This window comes from Kitasatospora sp. NPDC048545, assembly GCF_040651155.1.
Classification (GTDB): domain Bacteria; phylum Actinomycetota; class Actinomycetes; order Streptomycetales; family Streptomycetaceae; genus Kitasatospora.
Map to the genome: position 1 here is coordinate 13,571 of NZ_JBEZIQ010000028.1, position 21,694 is coordinate 35,264.

Genomic DNA, 21,694 nt, shown 5'->3' on the forward strand with positions numbered 1-21,694 from the left:
GATGCCTCCGATCAGGGTGCGGTGAGGGTGAGGGACGTGAGGGAGTCGGGGTCGGTCAGCGCCGGGTGCTCCAGGAGGCGGTGGCTGACGTGGCCGGAGCTGGTGCACGCGGCGAACGGGCCGTCGGCCGAGCGCAGTTTCATCAGCGCAGGTTCCAGGTGGTCGCGCTGCCACGACGAGGGGCCGGCCGCCCCGGACTCGGGGTCGATGGCGGCCTGCCAGGCCAGCCACAGGGCGTGCAGGCGGGCCACGGCTTCCGGGTGTTCAGGCCACCGCACGCACCAGGGGCGCGAGGCCGTGGTCTCGGGTCCGTAGATCTTCGTGAAGATCTCGTCGACCCACGGGGTCATCAGTGCGATCTCTTTTGTAGTAGGCGGGATCGTCGAAGGCGACGATGAACATCGGCTCGGCGCCCGCCGGGGCGGCGGCCGGGTCGTCGTCCTCCGGGTCGAGGGCCGTCGACATGCTCGCCAACTGCTCGGCCTGGGCGTCGAAGGACGTCGCGAGTGCGGCGAGCTTCGCGGACAGGACCTCGATCTGGGCGTCGGAGTAGCCGGTCCTCGGCTCGCCGCCCTCGTCGGGCTCGGGTGCGGTCACGGGAAGGGAAGGCCTTTCGTTCTCGGGTGATGACACGAGAATCAGCGAAGATCGGCCGAACGTATTCGGCCGATCTTGAGGTATAAGCGCGGCCGGCTCACCGCCGCCCGCAGCAGCGGGCGGCGGTGAGCAGTGCGGAGGCGTCGAGCAACTGCAAGGCTCGGGAGGCCTGTTGGGGGACGACGCCGTTGCCCAGGGCGGTCAGCTGGGCGGATCGGGAAAGCCCCGGGACGGCCGTGACGTGGCCGGGCCCCACTCCCATGACCCACTCGACGAACTCCGGGGCGAGCCGGCCGCGGGCGTCGGTGGGATCGGGCGCCGGACGGGTCACGCGCTCCCAGCGGGCGATGGCCGACCCGTACGGGCCCCAGCGGTTCAGTGCGTCCCGGTGCTCTTCCCGATCGGCAGAGCGGTCTGCATCGGCGGGCGCAGGATCGTTTCCCCTGCCGTGCGCTGCGGGGCGCTCGCCGGGCCGGGCCTCGCGGAGGGCAGCCGGGCCGCCGCCGCAGGCAGCGTCAGGTCGCCCTTGGAGCCGCGTGAGTTCGGTCCCCCGTGCGTCCCGTCGCTTGCCTTCGGGGTCGGCAACAGGTGCTCCACCTCGTCCGAGAGGTTCGGGCCGTGCCCGCCCGAGCGGCGTTTGTCCGGGTGCTGCGAGCCGCCGATCGCACCCAAGTTGGACGTCGGGGTCTTGAGCAGCGTCACCGTGTGGCCCAGGTCCTGCCGCCAGGCATCCGGCCCCTTGGCATCGCGCGCCCGCGGGGTCGGAAGGCCAGGCGACGAGGAAACAGCGCTCGCGCCGGTGAGGTGCTCCGACGGCGGACGCTGGTAGCACCGTCCACCGCGCATCCATCCCGAGGTCGGCCAGGTCTCCGAGAACCGCGCCGAGTGCCCGCAGAGCAGGCTCACCTCCGCCGCCTCCCAGACCGCACCACGGGCATTCCAGATCGCCATCGGCTGGCGCGGCAGCAGGGGCGGAGAGGATTCCGCGGACGTTTTCGATCACCACCATCTGAGGTTTGAGGACGTCGATCGCGCGGGCGATGGTCAGCCACAGTCCGGAGCGGGTGCCCTCCACCAGGCCGGCGCGCTTGCCGGCCACGCTCAGGTCCTGGCACGGGAAACCGGCTGCCAGGACATCGATCGGAGGGACGCTCGACCAGTTAACTGCGGTGATGTCGCCGAGATTCGGCGTCTCTAGGCCAGTGGTGGGAGAGGATCTGGGCGGCGGAGGGGTTCACCTCGGCGTGCCACACCACCTCGCCGCCGAGCACGGCCTGGACGCCGAGGTCCAGACCGCCGTAACCGCTGCACATGCTGCCGATCCGCGGCCAGGCGCCGCCCGGCGCGGTCACCGGCGCTTACCGTTGGACGCGGCGCTGCGGACCGAGGCGGCGGGCGCGAGCACCACCGTGGCGGCGGGCCCGGCGGCCTCGGCGGCGGTCTTCGGCGTGGTGGGACGCTGGGAGACGGCGGCGCTGCGCACCACCTTGTGGGCGAACTCGCCGGTGACGGCCTTGAGCAGGTCGGGCTCCGGGCCGGTCAGGTGCTCGGCGACCTCCCTGAGCTTCCACGTGGCCTCGTCAAGGACCTCGCGGGTGGCGGACAGCCCCTTGAAGTAGGCGCTCCGCTCGGGCGAGTAGTGGTAGAGCGGCACGGGGTTGAGGCGCATCTGCACGGCGGCGACGAGGGCGGGCTGGGCACGCAGCGTCGCCTTCGCGGTGAGCAGGCCGGCGTAGGCGTAGGCGACGGTGCAGCGCCGCCAGGCGATGTCCTCCGGCGCGGTCGACTCGGCGGGCGGGGGGTCGGTGGCGTTCGACAGCAGGGCCTCCTGGGTCTTGCCCAGGCCCTCCAGCGCCGCGGTGAGGCGCTCGATCTGGGGGTCGCGGTGGCAGTAGATCCTGAACAGCTCCTCGCTGTGGAGGTGGAGGTCGTTGGCGAGGCCGAGCAGCCAGAGGGTCTGGGTCTCGACAGGGGTGACGTACGGCAGATCGGGTCCTCGGGGTTCAGTGGCGGGCGGTGGTGGCGCTGCGGGGAAGGGCGGTGACGGCGGCAGGCTCGGCGGAGCGGCGGCCGAAGGCGCCGCGCAGTCGCTGGCCGATGCTCCTGGCGGCCTGCGGCCGTGCCTGCGCGGGAACGTGCGACGCACCCGCGGCGGGGAGCCGGTCCGCCTCGATGCGCAGCTCCCGCGCGGCGGCGGCGAGTTGGTGCTGGGCGGCGGTGTAGAACTCGGCCGGGTTCACCGGCTGGGTCTCGGGCATCGCCCAGACATCGGCGGCCAGGGAGTGCTGGAAGAGGACGCTGAGCTGCTGGGTCGCGGTGACGACGCGGGTGTGGGCATGGCCGAGGGCGATCGCCGTGCGGCGAGCCGGGGTTGTGGTCTTGGGATCCAGCGGGATGGCCGAGGCCAGTTCCGCAGCGGCCAGGGTGCTGGTCTGAACGAACTGGAGCGCGCCCAGGTGCATGGCGACCACGGAGGCGTCGGGGACGCCGGGGCCGGTGGCGGCGTAGGCGCCGGGCAGCTTCTCGGCCAGGGCGTCGGCTTGCGCGGCGACCTGGCGCAGGCGCTGCTGGTAGTCGTCGACGGTCGGAGCAGGGGTGGGCGTGGTGTGCCTCCGGGGAGCGGGGTCGGCGGGGTGGCGGGCGGTCAGGTGCGGCGGAAGGGCAGGACGGTGGCGGACGGTCCGGGCGTGGCGGAGGTCGCGGGAGGTGCCACGATGACGAGGTTCGGGGTGCGGCGCCTGGCGGCGTCGGCCCGGAGCTCGTGGTCGCCGGCGGCGGGCGGAAGGTCCGTCGGGCGGGTGGGACCGGCCGTGCCTGCGGGGGCGAAGGCGGCGGGAGCCGGAGGCGGCGGCCATGGAGGTCCCTGCGCGACGGCCACGTGGGCCAGGTGCAGGTCGGTGGCCAGGCCGGTCAGTGTGACGCGCACGCTCTCCAGTCCCTGGCTGATCGTGGAGCGCAGGACCAGCTCGTCGAGGCCGGCGGCGGGATGGTGGAGGTGGGCGCTCGCCTCCCCCGAGGACGGCGCAGGCCAGGCCCAGCCGGGCCGCCGCGGTCGCGAAATGCACCGTGCCAACGCCCGAGGCGCTCGGTGGCTCCGGCGAGCCCTGGCCGTATTGACCGGCGTTCAAGGCCGCGTCCTTCTGGAGAAGGGCGAGACGCTCCAGCCGCTGGGCCACGGCGACGGGATGCGGCAGGTCCGTCGCGGTGGCGCCAGCCTGCGCGGACACGTCGTCGGCCAGGGCGCGCAGGTAGCGCGCCACGTCCTCGGCGCGATCGGCGATCAACGGCGGCTCCTGGCAGCAGGGGCAGCGGCAGTCGCGTGTGCCGGTTCGGGCCGCGCAGGCGCGGGCTGGCTCACGATGCGGTTGGCGAGTTCGAGGACGCGGTCGTGGCCGAGGTCGGCTTCTGCCTCCGCGGCGGCGAGAGCGGTGGCCGCGGCGACGTGGCGGCGCTTGTAGCGGGCTTCGGCAGCGGTGCGGGGGGCGCCGCGCTCGGTCAGGGAGAGCGTGACGGCGAGGCCGGCGGCCTTCGCCAGATGCTGGTTGACCGTCGCGGCGTGGAGGGCCGCCGCAGTGAATCCGGCGGCCAGGGCGGGGGCCGAGGGGTTGCCGGATGCGTCGATCTCCCGCCAGCGGTGGGCGTTGTCCGCGCAGTGCCGGATGAAGCCCGCGGCCTGGCCGGAGCGGCCCAGGATCATGATCGGGTCGGGCGGTTGCTGGCCCTGGCCGGGGGCCGGGGCGGTGGTTCGGCCGAGCAGGCGCAGCATCCGGGCGATGGCGGTGAGGTCGTCCCGGTAGGTGGCGGGGGTGCTGGTCATGGCGGTGGTCCGGGATTCAGCGGCGGCGCCCGGCAGCCTGCCGGGGCATGTCGGCCGTCCTCGCGGGGGACACGAGGACGCGGGCGTTGGGCGCGACGGTGCGGGAGATGGCCGCGAGACGGCGCGCGGTCCGTTCAGGGTCCGGGCCGGTGAGCAGCACGGCGTCGCGGCGCAGCTGCTCGGTGGTTTCGCGCAGTGCGAGCCGGGCGTGTGAGAGGCCCAGGTTCAGGTGCTGGGTGGCTCGCTCGCGGGTCTCGGCGGCACGCGGGCTGCCCAGACCGTCGGCTTCGTGGAGCCGGGCGGCCATGGTCGCGGCCCTGCTGATGGCCGCGGTGGCGGCGCCGAGGTGTTCGGCGGCGGTGCTCAGCGCCCGGGTCTCGGCCCGGTCGGCGGTCGTGGGGTGCGGGCGTGAGGTCAGCGCTGCGGCGGAGTCGAGGACCTGCTGGTGGTGGTCGCGGATCGCGGTGGCGTGGGCGGCGAGTTCGGGCAGGCCGGGCAGGCCCTCCTCACGCCAGGCGCGGGGCAGGGCCGCCTCAAGGGCCTCGGCGCGGTCGGCGGCCGTGCGCAGCCGCTGGGCGGATCGGGTGTTCGGATCGGGCAGGGGCACGTACTCTCCGGGCAGTCAGCGGCGGGGGCGGGCGGGTTCGGCCGCGGGGTGGTTCGGGCGGTCGGCCGGCGTGGAGGAGCGGGTGGCAGCGTCCTGGCGGCGGGTTCCCAGGACCAGCGGGCCGGAGCGGGTCGGGCCGCTGGTGCCGGTGGCGGCGCGGTGGCGTTCGCGCAGCCGGTCGGCGGGCTCAAGTGCCCGCAGGGACGCACCGAGCAGACGGCCGGCACCGACGGAGGCGTCCAGGGCCATCACCCGGACGATGCCGGCGGAGGTCGCCGAGGCCCGCAGCAGCGAGCAGTGCAGCACCTGCTCGGCCCAGTACGCCGGGTCGCCGGGGACCGGGTCGAGCAGGTCGCGGACCTGTGCGACGCTGATCGTGCCCTCGGCCAGGGCGCCACGGCGCTGGACCTCCCAGAGCACCGTGAGTTCGTCGACCGGCTCGCCGCGGTGGTCGAGCGCGGCCATGGCCTGGAACACCACGCGGTGGCCGTCGTCGACGAAGTCGGCCTCGGTCAGCCAGGACGCGACCGGTCCGACCTGGCCGGCGGCGCCGATGAGCGTGGACAGCAGCATCCGTTGGTGGTCCCAGGCGGCCTGCGCCGCGCGACCGTCGCAGGAGGGCGCCGCTTGGGGCAGGGGGTGCCGGGAGCGGGTCTCGATCGGCCCCCAGGCGGCGGCGAGGCGCTCGATCACCGCGTGCAGTGTGCCGGTCAGTTCGAGCGTGTCCTGCACCGAACCGCTTTCGGCGGCGGCCAGCAGTCGGTGGGCGTGCTCCTCCAGCGACCGGCGCACCGCGGTCTCCAGCACCATCCGGCCGTAGGCAGCGGCGTGCGCGGAGGAGGGGCAGGCGGCCACCAGGGTGTGGCCGTAGCTGGCGGCGAACCCGGGGATCGTCCGGCGGGCTACGCCGATCACTTCGAGCGCCCAGTCGCGCCGGGCGTCCTCGGTGGTCGCCCGCTGCCCGGCGGCCTGGTGGTCGAGCAGCAGCGCGAAGAACGCGACGTGCGCAGGGCGGTAGAAGTGCCTCGGCTCCAACCATGGTCCCAGGAGGGCGAGTTGCCTGGGATCGAGGAGACAGGACCCGAGTGCGGCCTGCTCTGCGTGCAGCTGCGGGCTGAGGTCGCGGCTGGTCGCGCTCACCGGCCCGCGTCCGTTCGGGCGGGGGCGGGCGCCAGGAGCGTGCTGAGCGTCTGCAGGTCGCGGACCAGCGCCTCGTCGTGGATCGGCACGCTGCCGCGGCCGATGGCCAGGTGCCATCGGCCGTCGACCCGTGCGATGGGCATCGGCAGTTCGGCGACGGCGGGGTTGCGAGGGAGGGGGGAGTAGGTCACCAGGAGCTCAAGTCGTCTGGGGGGAAGGAGATGTGGAGGGAGCGGCAGGAGAAAGGGGTGTCGGCTGGCGGGCCGCGGCGCGTGTTCCGGTCAGCGGCGGCGGGCCGCGCCACCGCGAGGGGCGGCCGGCGTCGCGCCGGCGAGCCAGTCCTCGAAGCCGGGCAGCGTCTCGACCTGCTGCGAGGTGGCGGTGGCCGCCGCCGCCCGATCGGAGGTCGGCGGCGCCTCGCGGGGCGCGGCCAGGGCCAGGCTGTCCGGACCGTAGATCTGAGCCAGGTAGTGGTCGACCTTGTCCTGCCACGGCATGTTGAGCAGGGCACCGACCACGCGGGCGGCCTCGGTCGGGGCGACAATGTCGCCGAGCTGCTGGGTGGCGGAGCTGCGCGATCCGGTCCAGGGGTAGTCGGCGGGCATCCCGACCAGCAGCGCCGCCTCGGGCACCGTGAAGCGCCGTTCCTTGTCGTGGGCCCAGTACCAGCCCCGGATCTTGCTGGTGATGCCCGGCGCCACCTTGTCCGCGCTCCACTCGTTGCCGCCGGACGTCTTCCTGTTTCCGCGCGTGTTGACGCGCACGCCCTCGGGCCAGCCGAGCGCCTGCGCCGCCGTGCGCTGCGGCATGGGCGAAGCCGGGTGCATCGCCTCGACGTTGACGTAGTGGTGGCGCCCGGCGACCAGGTAGACCCGTCGCCGGTGGGAGGCGAGGCCTGTGTCGGCGGCGTCCAGGACGCGGTAGCTGGCACTGCACCAGTCGGCGGTGTACAGCTCGTCGCGCAGGGCGTCCAGCACGATCTCCGGCAGGGCGCTGCTCTGCTCCATCGCCAGCCAGCGCAGGTTGTCGTACCGGGCGGTGAGGGTGAGCGACCAGATCAGCGTCTCGGCGATCAGCCCGATGCGCTCGTCGCTCATCTGCGGCACCAGCGACCGCGCCTCGTCGTAGGTCAGGAGAGGACCCGTGAACCCGCCGTAGCCGTCCCACTCGGGGTCCGAGCAGACGCCGCAGTCGGCCGCCTCGTCGCATTCCCCGCTGTCGTGCCAATGGCCGAACGTGGCCTCGCACGCCATCGTGAACGTGTCGAGGAGCAGCTCGATGTTGTGATCCTGGTGCCCCTGCCGCAGGCCGGCGGGCGTCCAGACCTGGCAGGGCGCGCTCACCGTGAGCCCTTCCACGTAGCGCAGCGCCGGGTTGGCCAGGTCCAGGCTCCGGACATCGGCGACGATCCGCCGCCCTCCGGCCGCGACCGCCGTCGCCGAGGCGTCGAAGTTGATCTCGACACCGACGACGTCGAACCTTTCGGTGCCGGCGTCGAGGACGCGCAGGCCCTGCTCCCAGCCGCCCGCCCCCGCGAACAAGTTGACGACGCGCTGGGGCTCCCCGGGCTGCGGGGGGAACAGCCAGGCGACCGGCCACGGGTAGGCGAGGGCCACGAGTTCGCTGTGCGTCCACGGGCCCATCTGCGGGCCTTCGTCCGGCCAGTGCAGGTCATCTGCGGTGGACAGGCGGGGCCGGAAGTCGCGCGGCGGGATCTCGGGGTACCGGTAGGTCATCGCACCGGCCGCCCCACTGCCCGGGCCTGCAGCCCGGTGGGCGGGGCAGCCTCCGCGACCGGACCGTCGGGGGTGCCTTCGGCGGCGATCATCAGCGACCTGCGGCGAGCGGCGGTGGCCCGATCGCCCGTGGCGGACCCAAGTGACCGTGCGTAGTCCGCGGTGATCTGCTCGTCGATCGCGGCCAGCGCCTGGGCCTGCTCACGGAAGTGGGCACCTGCTGGGTGCTCGGCGGAGTCCGCGCTGACGGCCAGTTCGAGCAGGCTCTCGGCCAGCTTGCGCATGGCGGCCAGCCCGTTGGTCAGGCCGAGTGGGGCGTTGTCGGCGGCCTGGCACTCTCCGGTCAGCGGGAGGAGGTCGTGGTGGAGCTCCGAGTGGACCTCGCGCAGCATCTCCGCGTGGATGAAGGACCGGCCCGCGAGGACGTGCGGGTAGGTGGAGCCGACGTGGTCGAGGCGTCGGGCCAGGCCGTCCAAGGCGCCCAGGCGGGCCGAGGCGGCGAACTCGGGGGGCGCCGGCGAGGCGACGGCTGCGGTGTAGACGTCGACGGCGTCGCGGACGCGTCCGGCCCGGATGCGGTCGTACTGGAGGAGGCGCGCCTGGTTGACGCGGTCGAGTTCGTGGTGGCCGGCCTCGCGAAGACGCCCCGCCTCGCCGAAGACCTGGTGTTCGGCGAAGCCGAACCAGTTCGCGGCGACCTCGCCGCCGCAGGGAGAGCCGACTCCGATCCGGATGCCGTCCCACGTGTCGTGACGGATGGTCTGGGTGAGGACGGCGGTGATGACGAAGTCGCCACGGCGGGCGACCTGTTGTACTCCGGCGACCGCTCCGTCCGGCAGCGGGCAGATCAGGCGCAGGGCGGTTGCCCGGTCGACGGGTATGCGCCAGGGATCCAGGGCGGACACCTCCTGGTGGGTGAGGGGACGGCGGACTCAGCGGCGGCGCGACGGGCCGGTCGGCGGCGAGGTGTGCCGGGCCGGCGGCAGGGTCTCGGCGCTGGGGCCCTGCTTGGTCTCGGCCGCGATCTCGGCCCTGCGCGCGGCCCAGCGGGACAGGGCCTGCTGGTAGTCGCGCCAGGCCCCGGTGGAGACGGCGAGGTCGACCGGGGGGACGGGCGGCTCGGTCGAACGGTGACGGGTGATGACAACTCCAAGGTGAGGGGCCGGAGTCGTACTCCGACCTGAGGCGGGGCGGTGGTGCAGGTGCTCGCCTGGCGGTCGCCCCGGGGCGTCAGCGGCTGCGTCGTTCGAGTGCTGCGGCGGTCGGCTGCCAGAGCGGGGCCGTGTAGGCGAGGGCTGGGTGGCCGGCGCGGTGGTCGGCGCGGGCGGCGGCAGTGCGCGGGGAGGTCGCGTCGTTCTCCAGGTCGGCGGCGTCGGCGAGGCCGTCGCCGATGAGGCGGACCGCCTCGGCGTGGGCGTCGAAGGCCAGCGCGTAGGCGCCGCCGCGGCCGGTGCCCTGCTGGCGGAACTTCTCGGCCGCCCGTTCTAGGAACTGGTGCAGCGCGCCGACCAGGCCGCTCTCGCCAGCCGTCTGCTCCAGGACGTCGGCCAGTTCGCCGGGCCGCTTGGCCCGGTTGAGCATGCCGGTCCAGTCGACGGGGCCCGAGGAGACGCGTGGCTCACCGGAGTTCTGCCGGATGGGCTCGGTCACGCCGCCTCGCCTCGGCAGGAGAACGGGCTGCACCCGCCCTCGGACCCGAGTTCCAGCTCGTCCTCGGTGACCTCGGCCTGCTGCTGGAGGGCGCGCAACTCGTTGCGGGTGAGCTTGTCGATCGGAGCGATGGCCAGCGGCTGGCGGGAGCGGTGCAGGTAGGCCTGGCCGAGCAGGGGCCTGCCGTCGGCATTGGCCCGCGCGTTCCCGGCACGTATGCGTTCGTCGAATTCGACGACGTCCGCCCATTCCTCGGGGGATTCGTCACGGATCTGCCGCCACTGGGCATTTCCGTGAAATGGACATCCCAGGCACGCTGATTTCGGCGTGGATTCCCACCCGTGCTCGGCCAGCAGTCGAAGGCAGTCGGCGCGGGACAGGTCCAGATCGATCAGCGGGAACTGTGCCGCGCGTACTTCACGTCCGAGTCCTCCGCCCGATGGAACTCGTCGGTGGAGATCCCGATCCACTGCTCGACGAACACCCCACGGGGCACGCGCGCCGGATAGGGATACCCGAGGATCCGGCGCACCTCGCGCTTTATCGGCTTAATCTTATATTCGCCGGTGCATTGCCGTCGTGTCATTCCCGGGCTGCCGTCCTTATTGAGAATGTAGAGCGGCATCGAGGCGAAGCGGTGCGCGGGGTCGAGAGCATCCTCGCGGATGTTCCCGGAGGAGACCCGCAGAATCGGGATGTTCGCGGGCCGGGCGATGCGCCGCTCCACCTCGTCCAGGTGACGGTAGACCGCGGACGGTTCCCAGCCGGTGTCCGAGAAAATCGCGTAGTCGAGCTTCGGAAGCTCCCCGAGCGCGGACAGCAGAAGCAAGGTCGTGGATTGCACGCCGGCGCCGAGAGAAAGAATTCGGCTGGCCGGTTCGACGGTGTGGCTCATGCGGCCTCACCCGCCGCCATGGCCCGCTCGGTGATGAGCGCGGTCTGCCGGCTGGACGCCTTGCCGATCTCCGCCGCGCCGGGCTCCTTGTACCAGGGCCGCAGGTCAACGAGGGCCGGCCGCAGTCCGGTCGCGAACAGCAGCGCGCTGCCCTTGCGCAGTGCACGGATCTTGTCGGGCGGCAGGATGCGCTCCTGGCGCATGCTGGTGGAGGTCGACCGACCGGATTCCGACGTGGAATGAGAAATGGTCTCGACGTCGTGCTCGCCGACCAGTCGGGAGAGCTTGTCCGCGAAATCGGCGTCGTCGATTCCGCTGCCGACGAGCTTGATGGTGGCAGCGCTCCACATGGCGTCCATTCCGGCTTCGCCCCAGACCTTCTGGCCCTGGCGGTAGCTCTGGAGAATGGTGATGGGGATGACGCCGCGCGACCCGAGGTGGGAATAGAGGTCGGGAAGGTCCGAGATTTTGCAGACATTTGCGGCCTCGTCCAGGATCGCGAGGAGCGGGGGGTCGAGACGGCCGCCGGCCCGCTCGGCCTGGATGGTCGCGGTGCGCATCACGGAGTCGGCCGCCGCCGCGATCAGGGCGCCCGCGCTGCCGCCGCCGTCCTTGGACAGCAGGTAAAGCGTGTCGCGGTTGGTGACGAACTCCTCCGGCCGGAACTCCGGCAGGTCGGGATTGGGCGTGACCCATCGGGAGATCTTCGGATCCAGGAGGCAGGCCGCGTACTGGCGGGCCGTTTCATAGATTCCGTCGCGCGTTTCGACGGCTCCGGACACGGTGCCCTGGAGCTGGTCCGCAATGGCCGTCATCCGGTGGTCGCGGAGAATGTCGATCGGCGTGCGATCGGAAGGCACGGCCAGCCACTTGAGGACGTCCGTGATCGGGCGCTTGTCGCAGCCCGCCGCCAAGAACAAGGCGCAGAGGGTGTTCTGGGCGGCGGTGGACCAGAAGTCGCCCTGGCTGCTCTCGTCGACGGCGGCGGCGACAAAGTGGCCGGCGAGGCGCCGGGCGCCGGGCAGGTCCCTGGCGTCGGCCAGGATGTTCCACCACATCCCCTGCGGGGTGTGGGCGATGCCCTGCGGATCCATCGTCCAGACCCGGCCAACTGCACAGCGGGAATCCAGAGTTGCCGTGTAGGCGTCCCGTGCGGCCTTATTCGAGGTGAGCAGGACGGGGCCGGGGGCGCGCAGGATCGCGGGAACAGCGAGCGAGGTGGTCTTGCCGGATCGCGGCGCCATGATGGCGACGCAGACGTCCTCCCAGCCTGAACGGACCTCGGTGCCGTTCGCGAGGTTGCCGAGGAGGATCCCGGTGTCGTCCGGGCGCAGTTCCTTGGCACTGGCGAGGCTGGGGCGCAGGTCGCGGGCCTTGGTGCTGATCTCCTTGGGCAGGAGCGGGGCGAGGTCGCGGGCCCCGGCGAGGCCGTCGGTCGTTCGGCGGCGGCGGGTCCACAGCCACAGGCCCATGGCGGCCAGTGCGACTGAGACCAGCGCCGGCAGGATGCGGGTGCTGATCAGCAGCGGCAGCGCGGCCAGGTGCGGGTAGAGGTGGTTGGGGTGGAGGGCAGCGGTGACCGGCGTGAACGGATTGCTCCACGGGCCGCTGTCGGTCAGGTAGTTGGCGGTGTTGCCGCCGAGCCAGGCGAGGGAGCCGAAGACGGCGAGCGTGAGGCCGGCGCCGATCAGCGCGTACAGGAGTGCGTCGGTGCCCGGGTTCTGCGAGGGGGTCTTGGGAGCGGAGGGCAGGTGCGTTCCTTGCGGGGGAGAGGAGTTGGCCTGCCGGGCGCTTGGCGTCTCGCGGCAGGGGCCCGGAAGCGGGCGGGAGAGGGCGCGGTGATCACTGCGGGACAGAGGCCCGGGACGGTGTGATCGGCGCGGCCCGGCGGGTGGTCAGCCGGGACGGGACGTCAGCGCGAGGGGGCGCTGCCGTAGGGGCGCTGTACAGCGGGCGCAGCAGAAGGAAGCGTTTCTGCTTGGGTGGCTGTGGGGAGCGTTGCGGCCGTGTGTGTGAGGGCTGCCGTGGCGCGTGCGGAGGCGGCCTCGTCGGCAGGGGTGCTGCCCGCCGTCGCGATGCGGTATCCGGCGCTGGTCAGCGCCGTACTGGTGCTTTGCAGGGCATGGGCCAGCTCGGATGCGGAGGATGCGGCTGGTGCGTTCTCGTCGAGGTCGGTCACGCGCTGTGCGGCGGTGTCCAGTAGCGCGGTAATCCGCTCCAGGACTCCGTGCTCGGGGTCCATCAGCGGCTTGATCGCTTCGCGGAGGTCGTCCGTGGTCACGGCGGCGTGGACCTCGGCGGTGGCGGTGATGAGTTGGGACTTGATGTCCGCCCAATGCATTGAGGTCAGCGAAGCTTGTTCGATGGGCTCAAGGGGCGGGAAGACCTTCGTCGGGTATCCGGCGGCGGTGAGCATCTGCTCGGCCAGTCGGATGCGCCGGTTGACGTCGCCGCGGACTGGGCTCTCTGCGGTGCAGATTGAGTTGGGGCCGCTGCCGTCCGCGCGGAAGCCGGCACGGGAGAGGAGGGTACGGCTGACCAGGTCTGGGGCCTGGGCCCAGGCGCTTGCGGTGGTGCCATGGCTGGTCGGAAAGCGCGCGATGGTGATCGGCTCGGTCAGGGGGCGCCTTTCTGGTTCAGCGTCGCAGGGGGTGGCCCTGGTTCGGGTGACGGGGGTTGAATGCGGCCTGCTCGGCCTCGAACGACCGCAAGGGGTTGGTCGTCCTCGGCGGTGGGGCCGGCCGCACACTGGCTGCGGCGCGGGTCGCGGCGCTGATCTGGGCGCTGGTCCGGACGACGGGCGTCGGGTCGGCGACGGCGGAGGTCAGCATGTTCATGTACCGCATCGGGGTCGCCGCGGTGAGAACCGCTGTCCACTGGTCGTCCCACGTCGGGCCGAACGCCGCGTCGATCGTCCAGTGACCGACCAGGCCGCAGGGGAAGAGGTGGTCGGGCTTGGGGGTGTGGACCAGCGACGCCTTGCCGTCGGGCGAGGTGAGGCGGATGCCGTCGACGACCGTGACGTTCGCGCCTGCGGCGCCGGGCACGTCGACGCTGACGGTGCCGCCGTCTCCGCCGCCGAAGTGCGCGGCGGTGCGGTCGGAGGGTTTCCAGCCGGCCCTGAGGAGGGGGCGCCACGCGGCGTCCGGGTGGCCCGGCCACTCGGCGACGATCTCCCGGGGGGCCACGAACCGGTCGGCGGCCAGGGCCCGGGTGAGCGAGCCGACGATCTCGGCGGGCGTCTCCATGCTGAATGTCGCCTGCCACAGCGGCTGGGCATCGCCAGGCCGAGCCCGGACGCTGACCTTCCACAGGTGGAAGATCTGGTGCTCGGCGAGGACCTCGATCCGGCCGCACGGGCTGGTGGCCGCGACCCTGTTGGCGGCAGGGTTGTTCTCATGCGGCCAGCCGCACCTGGACGAGGGGTTGGAGCACGCGGCTGATGTTGCCGGCGCCGGCCAGGTAGCGAGGTTGGACGAGGAATTCGTCCTGGGGCATGGGTCTCCGGTTTCAGCGGCGGGGCGGTTCGACGATGCGGGAGTGCGGTGCGACGGCGGCGGGCGCAAGGTGGAACCCGGCTCCGGGACCGGCAGCCCGGATCGCTGGTGAGGACGCGATGGCCGCTTGGCGTCGTCCGCCCGTGACGAGGACCTCCTCGGTGGGAGCTGCGGCTCGCCAGGCTGCAGCGGTGATCCGGCTGCCGCCTTCGAGGACGGGCTCCCACAGGTGGGGCTGGTCGCCCAGCTGCGAGGCGAGCTGGTTGCCGAGCGCGGTGACCGCGGCGGCGAGGCGGTGGGCCGGACCGGGCTGGAGGGTGAGGTTCTGCAGGACCTCGGCGGCCTCCTCCGCGGTCATGGAGTCGGCGAGTTCCTCGACTTCCCGCAGCGCGGTGCTGGCCCGGGCGACCGCGGACTGCGCGGCGTCGAGTGTGGGGTTGGCGGGCATGGGCTCCTGCATTCAGCGGGTGAGGGGCCGGGCCGCCACCGGCACGGTGCTCGTGCGAGCGGCGGGCGGGGAGGCGACGAGCGCGGAGCGCGGTGTCGGCATGGTGAGTGCGGCGCCGGCACGGGAGTGCCGCTCGGTGTGCTCGTCCAGCTGGCACACCGCCAGGGCCAGAGCCCGGTCCCGGGTGGTCTCGGCGAGGGTGCCGTCCGCGCGGGCGAGCGGGGCAATGATGCGGGCCTCGTGCTCGTCGGTGCGGATCACGACCCACCGGCAGGCGTGCGGATCGTCGGGCCGGGCGATGCCGGTGGCGGCCAGGATGCGCCGGGCGACTTGCGCGAAGCGCGCATCCGACGGCTGCGGGGCGCCGGGGTCGGCACGCAGCGCACACTGCCACACGAGGCGGGAGCGGATGGCCTGCGCGGGTGACGAGACGGCCGGCAGGTGGGCGGCCAGTTCCCGGGCGAAGACAGCCGGGGGTAGCTGCGAGAGGTCGGTGACGGGCTCCCAGGCGTCCAGAAGTCGTAGCTTCCGGCCGTTGCGGGCGGCGGTCGCGGCGAGACCGGTGAGCAGGTCGTCGACCGACGAGGTCCGGGAGAGGACGGGGTGCACGTCACCGTCCGGCGGCCGGGCCGGGCGCCGGTCCCGCGCCGACGAGCGCCACTGCCGCAGTCGCCTGCTTGTTCGCGGCGGCGGCCTTGCGCGAGGGGCGGGCCAGCGCGGCCTGGTGGCGTTCGGCGGCGTCCAGCGGTCCGTCGTAGTCCCACGGCCACCGCCCGCCGATCTTGTACAGGCCCCGCGAGTCGGGCTCGACGGTCTCGACGCCCCCGTCGCCGTCGTAGTCGGCGCCCCACTCGAAGGTGAGCCGGTTGTGCTCCCAACGGCCCGTCAGGCCACAGTTGTCGAGGTGGAGGTCCTCGACGATCCGCTCGGCGACGGGCCGGGTGAAGGCCGGAGAACAGTACGGACCGGCATGGCCCAGAGTCTCGCGCTCGCGGACCAGACCGGGGTACGGGCCGTGGACCGATCCGTCGACGTAGAAGTGGAACAGACGCTCGGGGTCATCGGGGTTGGGCAAAGGCTCTTCTCTCAGCGGTGATCAGGGTGAGCGCGGGGGCCTCAGCCGCGTGGGGCAGTCAGGTTGAGGACCCGGGCGGCGGACGATGACGGCAGGGCGTCGGGCAGCGTCGAGGCGTCGGCGCACAGCACGCGCCGAGCGGACTCCGCCCGCAGTACCTGCACCACGAGCGCGTGTGCCGCGGCCGGGCGCACCCCCGGGACAGGCAGGGCCGGGGTGGTGTCGATGGCGCTCAGAAGGGGTTCTCCGTGGTGCGGGCGTCGGCAGCGGCGGCGAGCAGTTCGGGCAGGTCGGCGGGGGCCGCGTCGCGCTGGTCGATCCACCAGCTGGCTCGGTCGGTCACCCGGACCTGCTGCTCGATGTCCTGCCAGGCATCCTCGGCGAGGCCGCCCTCCTGCACGAGGACGCGGTAGGCGCCGGTGACGAGCTGGTAGCGGCACCGTTCGCCCCAGCTGATCGCCTTGGGCGGGCCGTCCAGCGGCGGCATGCTGAACTTCTGGGCCCAGTCGGTGGCGGCCTGCTGCTCCTCCGCACGGCGTTCGGCGATCCACGCCTCACGCGAGGCGGGGTCCTCCTTGCGCTCGGCGAGCCAGCAGTCCTTGCAGGAGCGTCCGGCGAGCCAGCGGGCGTACCCGGCCCGCTGGTCGGCGGGACGGGCGGACAGGTCGTGCTCGACGCTGTCCCCGCAGGCGTGCTCGACGGTCCAGACGGTCTTGACGGCCAAGTAGGTTCTCCTTATCGGGTGTTGCGGTGACCGGCGGCCCACGCGATGCGCGGATCGACGGCGGGGGCCGCGGTGGCGGTGGCGGCGGCGCCCTGGGCCTGGAGGGCTGCGCCGGAGCGGACCTGGCCGCTGACGGCGAGCGCCGCGCGGGCCCGGGGACTGGTGGGCGAGGCCGCCGCGGGGCGGGCCGCGGGGGCTGCGGCGGAGGCGAGATCCTTGCTCGCCCCGGCCAGAACGGTGGTCGCCTCGCCGATCACCGCCTCGATGCGGGCCGGGTCGATGCCGGACAGGTCGCCGCGCAGCTGCTGCTGGATCGCCCGCAGGCGCGAGGCGATCTCGGCGCTCATGGCCGCCCGGTCGTGCAGCATCGCGTCGGTGCGGCGCTCGTCGACACTGGGCCCGACCGGGCCGTGGATCACCGTGTTGAACGGATCGGCGTCCTTCGGCGCGGCCGGGCGGGACAGATCCGGCGCCGTGATCAGCTTCGTCTCGAACGGGTCCGCCGACGGGGACGGGGCGGGAGAGGGCTCGGGGGACGGCGGGGTGCGGTTCATCGCGGCGACCAGGCGGGTGGCGAACGGGTCGGTCGGTGTGTACGGGCCGTCGAGGGGCTCGAAGGCGAGGTCCGCGGCGACGCGCACGCCCTGGTCGCGCAGGCGGGCGATAGCGGTGGAGGTGCGCCGGTCGCCCTCGAACTCCGGCTCGTCGAGGGCGAACAGGTCGGAGGTGGGGGGCGTGCGTACGAAGCCGGCCTCGGCGAGGGCCAAGCGCACGTCCTGCCGGTCGGAGGCGTTGCGGGCGACGATGCCCAGCTGCGGGTGGCGTCCGAAGGCGACGTCGTGCGAGCGGCTCGTGGCCGGAGGGCTGAGGTGGATGACAGAGCCGGGGCCGGCGGCGGCCACCGCCGGGCTCGGCGGGACGGGGCGGCCGGGAACGGCGTCGAACTCCGGTGCCGCGGTGACCGGGATACCGATACGTCGCAGCTCGGCGACGGTCTGGCGGACATGGCGACCTGTGTCCCCGGTCTGGTAGATGGCGAGCCGACCGTCGGGGAGGGGCTGGAACCCGGAACGCACGAGGACCTCTCGGGCAAACGGGGTGACCTCCTGGCCGAGGGAGACGGCGATGCCGTACTGCGGGTCGTGGGCGACCGAGACGTGGTCGGGACGGATGCGTGCTCCTCGGGGCAGGGGGCGGGATCAGCGGAGGCCGGACGTCGGGACCGGGCGCTGGGGGGTCTGGAACGGCGTGGCGGAGGTGGTGGCAGAGCGCGCGGGGGACAGCAGCAGGGGCGCGGTCCGGGCGGCGTGCGGGGAGAAGTCGATGCCGCGGCGGACGGCCACCGTGACGTCCAGGTCGTGCAGCGCCCGGGTGGCGTCGACCATGGCGCGCAGCTGCTCGGCCGGGTCGGCGGTGGCGAGCGAGTACCGCTCCGGGGCGGCGTCGCGGCCGAGTTCGAAGCCCGCGTCGCGCAGCGCTGCCACCACGCGCTGGTCCCGGCTGGTGGTGCCCGCGGTGATGCCGGCCTCGCGCAGCGGACGGAAGGTGACGACCGGGGCCGCCTCGGTGCTGGACGTCGTCTCCATGGGGAGTCCTCTCGTTGGGGTAGTCAGCGGCGGGCCGATCGGCCGGCCTCCGGCGGCTGCGGTCGGTCGGGCGGCGCGGACGGGGCGGTCCGCATCCGTGCCGGCCGGGCGGTGCGAGCGGCGTCGGCCCGGGACGGGCTCGGGCGGCTCGTGTCCCGCTGCTGCTGGACGCGGAAGTCGCGGCGCGCCTGGGGCCCGTACCAGTCGGCGTAGTGGTCGGTGATGCCGAGGGAGCGGTCGACCGGGTCGAAGCGGAGGATCAGGTAGCAGTCGGAGGAGGCCTCGAAGGCGAGCCACCACTGGGTGCTGTCGGTCTCCCACTTCTGCATCGCCTCGACGACGAGATCGCCGTCGACGATCTGCGAGGCGAGCGTCCTGCTCCCGTCGGAATCGAGGCCGGCGAGGAGTGCGGCGCGAGCGTGCCAGCGGGCCTTGTCAGCGGTGGCGGCAGCGTCGGGGAACGGGCCTTCGTCCCGGAGCCAGGCGTAGTGCTCCACCAGGCGCTGCCCGCTCTGCCGCGGGTCGTGCCAGTTGGACACCTGCACACCGGCCTTGAGCAGGGCGTCGATCGCGCCGGCGGCGTTGTCGATCTGCTCGTTCGCCTCGACGTTCAGGTGCTGGTGCCACGCGTCGGCGCCCAACTGCTGTGCGCGGTACCAGAACCCGGCCTGGTAGAGGATCTCTCCGGCGGCCCGGGGAAGCGGTCCGGAGCGCACCGCGAACTCCCCGACGTCGAAGTCCCAGCCGAACTCGACGAGCGGTGCGTCGGGGCTCACCGGTCGCGCGCCGCGCCCGGCGCCAGCAGCAGCGGGATGAACGAGGTGCTCGCGGCGGCGGCCTGTTCGCGCTCGGCCTCGCGGGCGGCCTCGTGTTCGTGCTCCTCGATCAGGCGCACCAAGTCGGCCTCCAGCTGGTCGCGCCGTTCGGCGGCGACCTCCAGTTCCTCCAGGTGGGCGTCGAGCTGGTCGAGGACGGCGTCGTCGACCCGGCGCTTGGCCGTCGCGACGTTGACCAGGCGCACCCGCTGGAACGCGACCGCGGTCTCGGCCTCGGTGAGCACGCGGTGGGCGTCGAGAAGTCGGGCGGTGGCGGCGTCCGCCCTCGCCTCGGTGGCGATCAGCGAGGTGACGCTTCGGCCCAGGGCGGCCTCCAGGCGGGCGTCCTGGCGGGTGAGCGAGTGAGGCATGGATCTCCAAACACGTTCGGGCAGAGGGGAATCGGTGGGGGTGCGATCAGAACGGGGCGCCGTTTCGGCGGGCGACGGTCAGCGCCACGCTGATGGGCGAAGGGGTGTCAGGCACAGGCTTGGTACGGCCTGCTGCCGCCCGGGAGGCGAGCAGGGCGGCCCTCCGGCGCCGGTCGACGATGGGCGCCTCGGTGGCGTAGCCCTGCGAGGACCACTCCGCGAGCGCGGAGTCCAGGTCCGGGTGGCGGCTGGCGCCGTAGTAGCCGCCGCCCTCGGTGTAGAAGGTCGCCGCCTTTCCGGAAGCCGGATATAGCCCCAGCAACTCGGTCGCTTCGTAAGGGGATTCATGATGGGCGAGCAGCACCATGTGGCCGTTGGCGATGTCGGTGGACACGTGGTGGACGGCCGGAGCCCTGCTGGTGGCGGTCAGGACCGGCCCAGGAGGCGTGAGCGGGTTCCGGCGCTGGGTGGCCTCGTACTGCTCGGCCTCGCTGTAGACGCGGGTGAACCCGTACTCGGCAGGGAACAACAGCCGCCGGGCCTCCCGCAGCTGGCGGTTGGCGGTCTCCGGCGGGGTGTCGCGCCGGAACCGGTGCAGTCCGAGCGCGTCGTCCCGCACGAGGCCGGCCTGTTCGAGCAGATGGGCGCTGCGGCGGTCGGGCGCTTCCGCGACGAGCAGGTCCCGGTCCGGGAAGTGGGCTACGGTGACGTTGGGCACGAGGATCCTCGGGAAGACGGCGGGGCGGCGATCAGAGGGCGGGGGAGGCGTCCGCCGTCCGGGCCGGGGAGTGCATCCGGGCGTCCGTGTCGAAGGCCGTCAACTCGGCTCGGTGGAGCAGATGTTGGACCACGAACGACCGGCCCGCCACCTTCCACAGGCCCCGGCCGCGGCCCAACTGGGCGATGGCGGCCATCTCGACGCCGGTCAGGCCGAGCAGCCCGGCGGTGGCGGCCAGCTGGTCGGCCTCCTGCCGGTAGATCACGCGGGTCGCGCAGTCGGCCAGCAGGCCCTCGGCGAGGGCGCGGGCCCGCGATCCGGCGTCACCGGCGCTGAGCAGGTCCGAAAGCCGATGGATGATCAGCATGTTGGCGATGCCGAGACCACGGGAGAGCTTCCACTGGCTCTGCATGCGCTGCAGCAGGGCCTCGTGGCGCATCACGCGCCAGGCCTCGTCGTAGATCACCCACCGCCGCCCGCCGCCCGGGTCGCTGAGCGCGGACTCCATCCAGGCGCTCGCGCAGGTCATCGCGAGGACGAGCCCGGTGTCGTCGCCGGCGCTGCCGAGCCGGGACAGGTCGATCGTCAGCATCGGGCTAGTCGGGTCGAAGGCGGCGGTCGAGGGGGCGTCGAACATTCCGCCGAGGTCGCCGCTGATCAGGCGGCGCAGGGCATGGGAGAGGTCCTGGGCGGCCTCGCCGACGCGGCGCGAGGGGTCGCCGATCGCGGCATCGAGGACGGCGGGCTGGCCGAGGACTGCGGCGACGTCGCCGAGCAGCAGCACCCGGCCCTGCTGCTCCGCCTGCTCGGCGGCGGTGTCCAGCGCGAGGTCGAGCGCGGTGTACTCCCGCGGCAGCAGGTCGCGCTGCAGCACGGTCCGTGCGAGGGAGCCGAGCAGCAGCAGGCGGCGCTTGCGGACCTCGCTCGCCCAGCTGTCCGGATCGACCCCGGCGGGCGGGGCGGGCGCGTCCATGGGGTTGAGCCGCCCGGGCAGGCCCGGGCCGAGGGCGATCGCGGTGCCGCCGACGGCCTGTGCGACGCTGGTCCACTCGCCCTTCGGGTCGCAGGGGACATACACGCGGTAGCCAAATGCCGTGCTGCGCAGGGCGATTGACTTCGCCAGGGCGGACTTGCCCTGTCCGATGACGCCGGCGACGAGGCAGTTCGGGTTCGTGAAGTTTTCGACGCGCGAGTAGAGGGCGAACGGGTCGAAGACGAAGCTGGCTTCGGCGTGGACGTCGCGGCCGATCAGCATGCCGGCGGAGCCGAGGCCGCCCTCGGCGAGGAACGGGTAGGCGGCGCTGGCGGTGGCGGTGGTCATCCGGTGCGGGGGCAGCTTGAGCTTGCCGCCGCGCAGGGAGGCGGTTCCCGGGCGCCCGCCGGCCGGGAAGACGGGGCGCAGTTCCTCGTTCTCCTCGCGGCGGGTGCGGGTGCGTACGGGGCGGGAGCTGTCGCGGGCGGTGCGGCGGGCGGCGGCGAGGTCGCGGCGGGCCTGGCGGCGTGAGGCGCGGTCAGTGCGGGTGGGGGTGAAGAGAGGGGAGGCGGATGCGCGCAGAGCGGGTCCTTGGTTCAGGCGCGGGAGGCGGCGGTCGGGGTTCCGCGCAGCTCGGAGGGGGTGGAGATCTGGCGCATGCGGGCGGAGGCGGTGGTGTGGCGCTGGCAGATGACCATGTCCGGGGCGCCTTCGGGCAGCCGCAGGGCGCAGGCCTCGCGGGTGGGGAGCCGTCCGTCGGCGCGGGGTGCGCGGTGGTAGGCGGAGTGGAGGGCGTCGGCGCTCTGCCACAGCCGGATCCGGGCGGCGTGGAGCTGGTCGGCCTCGGCGGGGTTGTTCGGGCGGGTGGCCGTGGTGTGGGTGTCGACCAGCTGAAACAGCGCGGTGCAGTGGGAGTGGAGGGCGTCCAGTTCGACGCGGGAGGTGCTTTGCTGGTCGGGCAGCGCGGTGTGGTGGTGGACGTCGACGGCGGCGGTGGCGAAGCGCAGGAGTCGGGAGGTGCTGTCGGTCGGCGGGTGGTTCATGG

At 73.3% G+C, this 21,694-nt stretch carries 27 protein-coding genes and 3 pseudogenes; all 30 read right to left on the bottom strand.

From position 1 onward, the window contains the following. Positions 1-11: 11 nt before the first annotated feature. The 30 genes and pseudogenes from AB0D10_RS25130 to AB0D10_RS25275 all read right to left on the bottom strand — a co-directional run bounded on the left by AB0D10_RS25130 (position 12) and on the right by AB0D10_RS25275 (position 21,692). Complete coding sequence (locus AB0D10_RS25130) at positions 12-350, bottom strand: DUF4913 domain-containing protein (RefSeq protein ID WP_360260242.1); 339 nt, start codon at positions 348-350, stop codon at positions 12-14. Further along, positions 265-597 (bottom strand): hypothetical protein, encoded by a 333-nt coding sequence (locus AB0D10_RS25135; RefSeq protein WP_360260245.1) that lies wholly within the window; start codon positions 595-597, stop codon positions 265-267. Before AB0D10_RS25135 ends, AB0D10_RS25130 begins: the two co-directional genes overlap by 86 nt. A 97-nt stretch (positions 598-694) precedes the next feature. After that, on the bottom strand, positions 695-928 hold the full coding sequence (locus tag AB0D10_RS25140; protein ID WP_360260248.1) for a hypothetical protein: 234 nt from the start codon (positions 926-928) through the stop codon (positions 695-697). Between the two features lie 44 nt (positions 929-972). Next, positions 973-1,503, bottom strand: a complete 531-nt coding sequence (locus AB0D10_RS25145; protein WP_360260250.1) for a hypothetical protein — start codon at positions 1,501-1,503, stop codon at positions 973-975. Continuing rightward, positions 1,427-1,771, bottom strand: a pseudogene (locus tag AB0D10_RS25150) (DNA cytosine methyltransferase); the annotation flags it as partial. The pseudogene AB0D10_RS25150 and the gene AB0D10_RS25145, both read right to left, overlap by 77 nt. Positions 1,772-1,945: 174 nt before the next feature. Then, positions 1,946-2,743 carry a hypothetical protein gene (locus tag AB0D10_RS25155; protein WP_360260253.1) on the bottom strand — a complete coding sequence of 266 codons (798 nt, stop codon included), beginning with the start codon at positions 2,741-2,743 and terminating at the stop codon, positions 1,946-1,948. A gap of 498 nt (positions 2,744-3,241) precedes the next feature. Beyond that, positions 3,242-3,670 (bottom strand): hypothetical protein, encoded by a 429-nt coding sequence (locus AB0D10_RS25160; protein ID WP_360260256.1) that lies wholly within the window; start codon positions 3,668-3,670, stop codon positions 3,242-3,244. A gap of 207 nt (positions 3,671-3,877) precedes the next feature. Next, entirely contained in the window at positions 3,878-4,414 is a 537-nt protein-coding gene (locus tag AB0D10_RS25165) for a hypothetical protein (protein ID WP_360260259.1), read from the bottom strand. Between the two features lie 16 nt (positions 4,415-4,430). After that, positions 4,431-5,021: a hypothetical protein gene (locus tag AB0D10_RS25170; protein ID WP_360260262.1), complete on the bottom strand. Its 591-nt coding sequence runs from the start codon at positions 5,019-5,021 to the stop codon at positions 4,431-4,433. A gap of 15 nt (positions 5,022-5,036) precedes the next feature. After that, positions 5,037-6,161 carry a DnaB-like helicase N-terminal domain-containing protein gene (locus AB0D10_RS25175; protein ID WP_360260265.1) on the bottom strand — a complete coding sequence of 375 codons (1,125 nt, stop codon included), beginning with the start codon at positions 6,159-6,161 and terminating at the stop codon, positions 5,037-5,039. Beyond that, positions 6,158-6,352 (bottom strand): hypothetical protein, encoded by a 195-nt coding sequence (locus AB0D10_RS25180; RefSeq protein ID WP_360260268.1) that lies wholly within the window; start codon positions 6,350-6,352, stop codon positions 6,158-6,160. Before AB0D10_RS25180 ends, AB0D10_RS25175 begins: the two co-directional genes overlap by 4 nt. Before the next feature lie 90 nt (positions 6,353-6,442). After that, on the bottom strand, positions 6,443-7,897 hold the full coding sequence (locus AB0D10_RS25185) for a DNA cytosine methyltransferase (protein WP_360260271.1): 1,455 nt from the start codon (positions 7,895-7,897) through the stop codon (positions 6,443-6,445). Next, positions 7,894-8,802, bottom strand: coding sequence for a hypothetical protein (locus AB0D10_RS25190; RefSeq protein ID WP_360260274.1), 909 nt, complete (start codon positions 8,800-8,802; stop codon positions 7,894-7,896). Before AB0D10_RS25190 ends, AB0D10_RS25185 begins: the two co-directional genes overlap by 4 nt. 325 nt (positions 8,803-9,127) lie before the next feature. Next, on the bottom strand, positions 9,128-9,547 hold the full coding sequence (locus tag AB0D10_RS25195) for a hypothetical protein (RefSeq protein WP_360260277.1): 420 nt from the start codon (positions 9,545-9,547) through the stop codon (positions 9,128-9,130). Then, positions 9,544-10,376, bottom strand: a pseudogene (locus AB0D10_RS25200) (hypothetical protein). The gene AB0D10_RS25195 and the pseudogene AB0D10_RS25200 overlap by 4 nt, the downstream one beginning before the upstream one ends. A gap of 62 nt (positions 10,377-10,438) precedes the next feature. Beyond that, positions 10,439-12,142 (bottom strand): TraM recognition domain-containing protein, encoded by a 1,704-nt coding sequence (locus tag AB0D10_RS25205; RefSeq protein ID WP_360260475.1) that lies wholly within the window; start codon positions 12,140-12,142, stop codon positions 10,439-10,441. Between the two features lie 212 nt (positions 12,143-12,354). Beyond that, complete coding sequence (locus tag AB0D10_RS25210) at positions 12,355-12,858, bottom strand: hypothetical protein (protein WP_360260280.1); 504 nt, start codon at positions 12,856-12,858, stop codon at positions 12,355-12,357. A gap of 220 nt (positions 12,859-13,078) precedes the next feature. After that, positions 13,079-13,630, bottom strand: coding sequence for a DUF317 domain-containing protein (locus tag AB0D10_RS25215; RefSeq protein WP_360260477.1), 552 nt, complete (start codon positions 13,628-13,630; stop codon positions 13,079-13,081). Positions 13,631-13,648: 18 nt separating this feature from the next. Further along, positions 13,649-13,795 (bottom strand): annotated as a pseudogene (locus AB0D10_RS25220) (DUF317 domain-containing protein); the annotation flags it as partial. A gap of 157 nt (positions 13,796-13,952) precedes the next feature. After that, a complete protein-coding gene (locus AB0D10_RS25225) occupies positions 13,953-14,387 on the bottom strand; it encodes a hypothetical protein (RefSeq protein WP_360260283.1) in 435 nt (144 codons plus the stop codon). 12 nt (positions 14,388-14,399) lie between these two features. Then, complete coding sequence (locus tag AB0D10_RS25230; protein ID WP_360260286.1) at positions 14,400-14,996, bottom strand: hypothetical protein; 597 nt, start codon at positions 14,994-14,996, stop codon at positions 14,400-14,402. 1 nt (position 14,997) lies between these two features. Further along, positions 14,998-15,462 (bottom strand): hypothetical protein, encoded by a 465-nt coding sequence (locus AB0D10_RS25235; protein WP_360260289.1) that lies wholly within the window; start codon positions 15,460-15,462, stop codon positions 14,998-15,000. A gap of 232 nt (positions 15,463-15,694) precedes the next feature. After that, positions 15,695-16,186, bottom strand: coding sequence for a hypothetical protein (locus tag AB0D10_RS25240; protein ID WP_360260292.1), 492 nt, complete (start codon positions 16,184-16,186; stop codon positions 15,695-15,697). Between the two features lie 11 nt (positions 16,187-16,197). Then, complete coding sequence (locus tag AB0D10_RS25245) at positions 16,198-17,262, bottom strand: hypothetical protein (protein WP_360260295.1); 1,065 nt, start codon at positions 17,260-17,262, stop codon at positions 16,198-16,200. A gap of 123 nt (positions 17,263-17,385) precedes the next feature. Beyond that, positions 17,386-17,772, bottom strand: coding sequence for a hypothetical protein (locus AB0D10_RS25250; protein ID WP_360260298.1), 387 nt, complete (start codon positions 17,770-17,772; stop codon positions 17,386-17,388). A gap of 23 nt (positions 17,773-17,795) precedes the next feature. Beyond that, complete coding sequence (locus AB0D10_RS25255; protein ID WP_360260301.1) at positions 17,796-18,548, bottom strand: hypothetical protein; 753 nt, start codon at positions 18,546-18,548, stop codon at positions 17,796-17,798. Further along, a complete protein-coding gene (locus AB0D10_RS25260) occupies positions 18,545-18,958 on the bottom strand; it encodes a hypothetical protein (protein ID WP_360260304.1) in 414 nt (137 codons plus the stop codon). The genes AB0D10_RS25255 and AB0D10_RS25260 overlap by 4 nt, the downstream gene beginning before the upstream one ends. Before the next feature lie 46 nt (positions 18,959-19,004). Further along, positions 19,005-19,676, bottom strand: a complete 672-nt coding sequence (locus AB0D10_RS25265; protein ID WP_360260307.1) for a hypothetical protein — start codon at positions 19,674-19,676, stop codon at positions 19,005-19,007. A 31-nt stretch (positions 19,677-19,707) separates the two neighbouring features. Continuing rightward, positions 19,708-21,249 (bottom strand): ATP-binding protein, encoded by a 1,542-nt coding sequence (locus tag AB0D10_RS25270; RefSeq protein WP_360260480.1) that lies wholly within the window; start codon positions 21,247-21,249, stop codon positions 19,708-19,710. After that, positions 21,246-21,692, bottom strand: coding sequence for a DUF6238 family protein (locus AB0D10_RS25275; protein WP_360260310.1), 447 nt, complete (start codon positions 21,690-21,692; stop codon positions 21,246-21,248). Before AB0D10_RS25275 ends, AB0D10_RS25270 begins: the two co-directional genes overlap by 4 nt. Positions 21,693-21,694 lie beyond the last annotated feature (2 nt).

Coding starts and splice junctions, on each gene's coding strand:
- AB0D10_RS25130 (WP_360260242.1), bottom strand. CDS start 350: ATGACCCCGTGGGTCGACGAGATCTTCACGAAGATCTACGGACCCGAG.
- AB0D10_RS25165 (WP_360260259.1), bottom strand. CDS start 4,414: ATGACCAGCACCCCCGCCACCTACCGGGACGACCTCACCGCCATCGCC.
- AB0D10_RS25185 (WP_360260271.1), bottom strand. CDS start 7,897: ATGACCTACCGGTACCCCGAGATCCCGCCGCGCGACTTCCGGCCCCGC.
- AB0D10_RS25210 (WP_360260280.1), bottom strand. CDS start 12,858: ATGCTCACCGCCGCCGGATACCCGACGAAGGTCTTCCCGCCCCTTGAG.
- AB0D10_RS25225 (WP_360260283.1), bottom strand. CDS start 14,387: ATGCCCGCCAACCCCACACTCGACGCCGCGCAGTCCGCGGTCGCCCGG.
- AB0D10_RS25250 (WP_360260298.1), bottom strand. CDS start 17,772: ATGGAGACGACGTCCAGCACCGAGGCGGCCCCGGTCGTCACCTTCCGT.
- AB0D10_RS25260 (WP_360260304.1), bottom strand. CDS start 18,958: ATGCCTCACTCGCTCACCCGCCAGGACGCCCGCCTGGAGGCCGCCCTG.
- AB0D10_RS25275 (WP_360260310.1), bottom strand. CDS start 21,692: ATGAACCACCCGCCGACCGACAGCACCTCCCGACTCCTGCGCTTCGCC.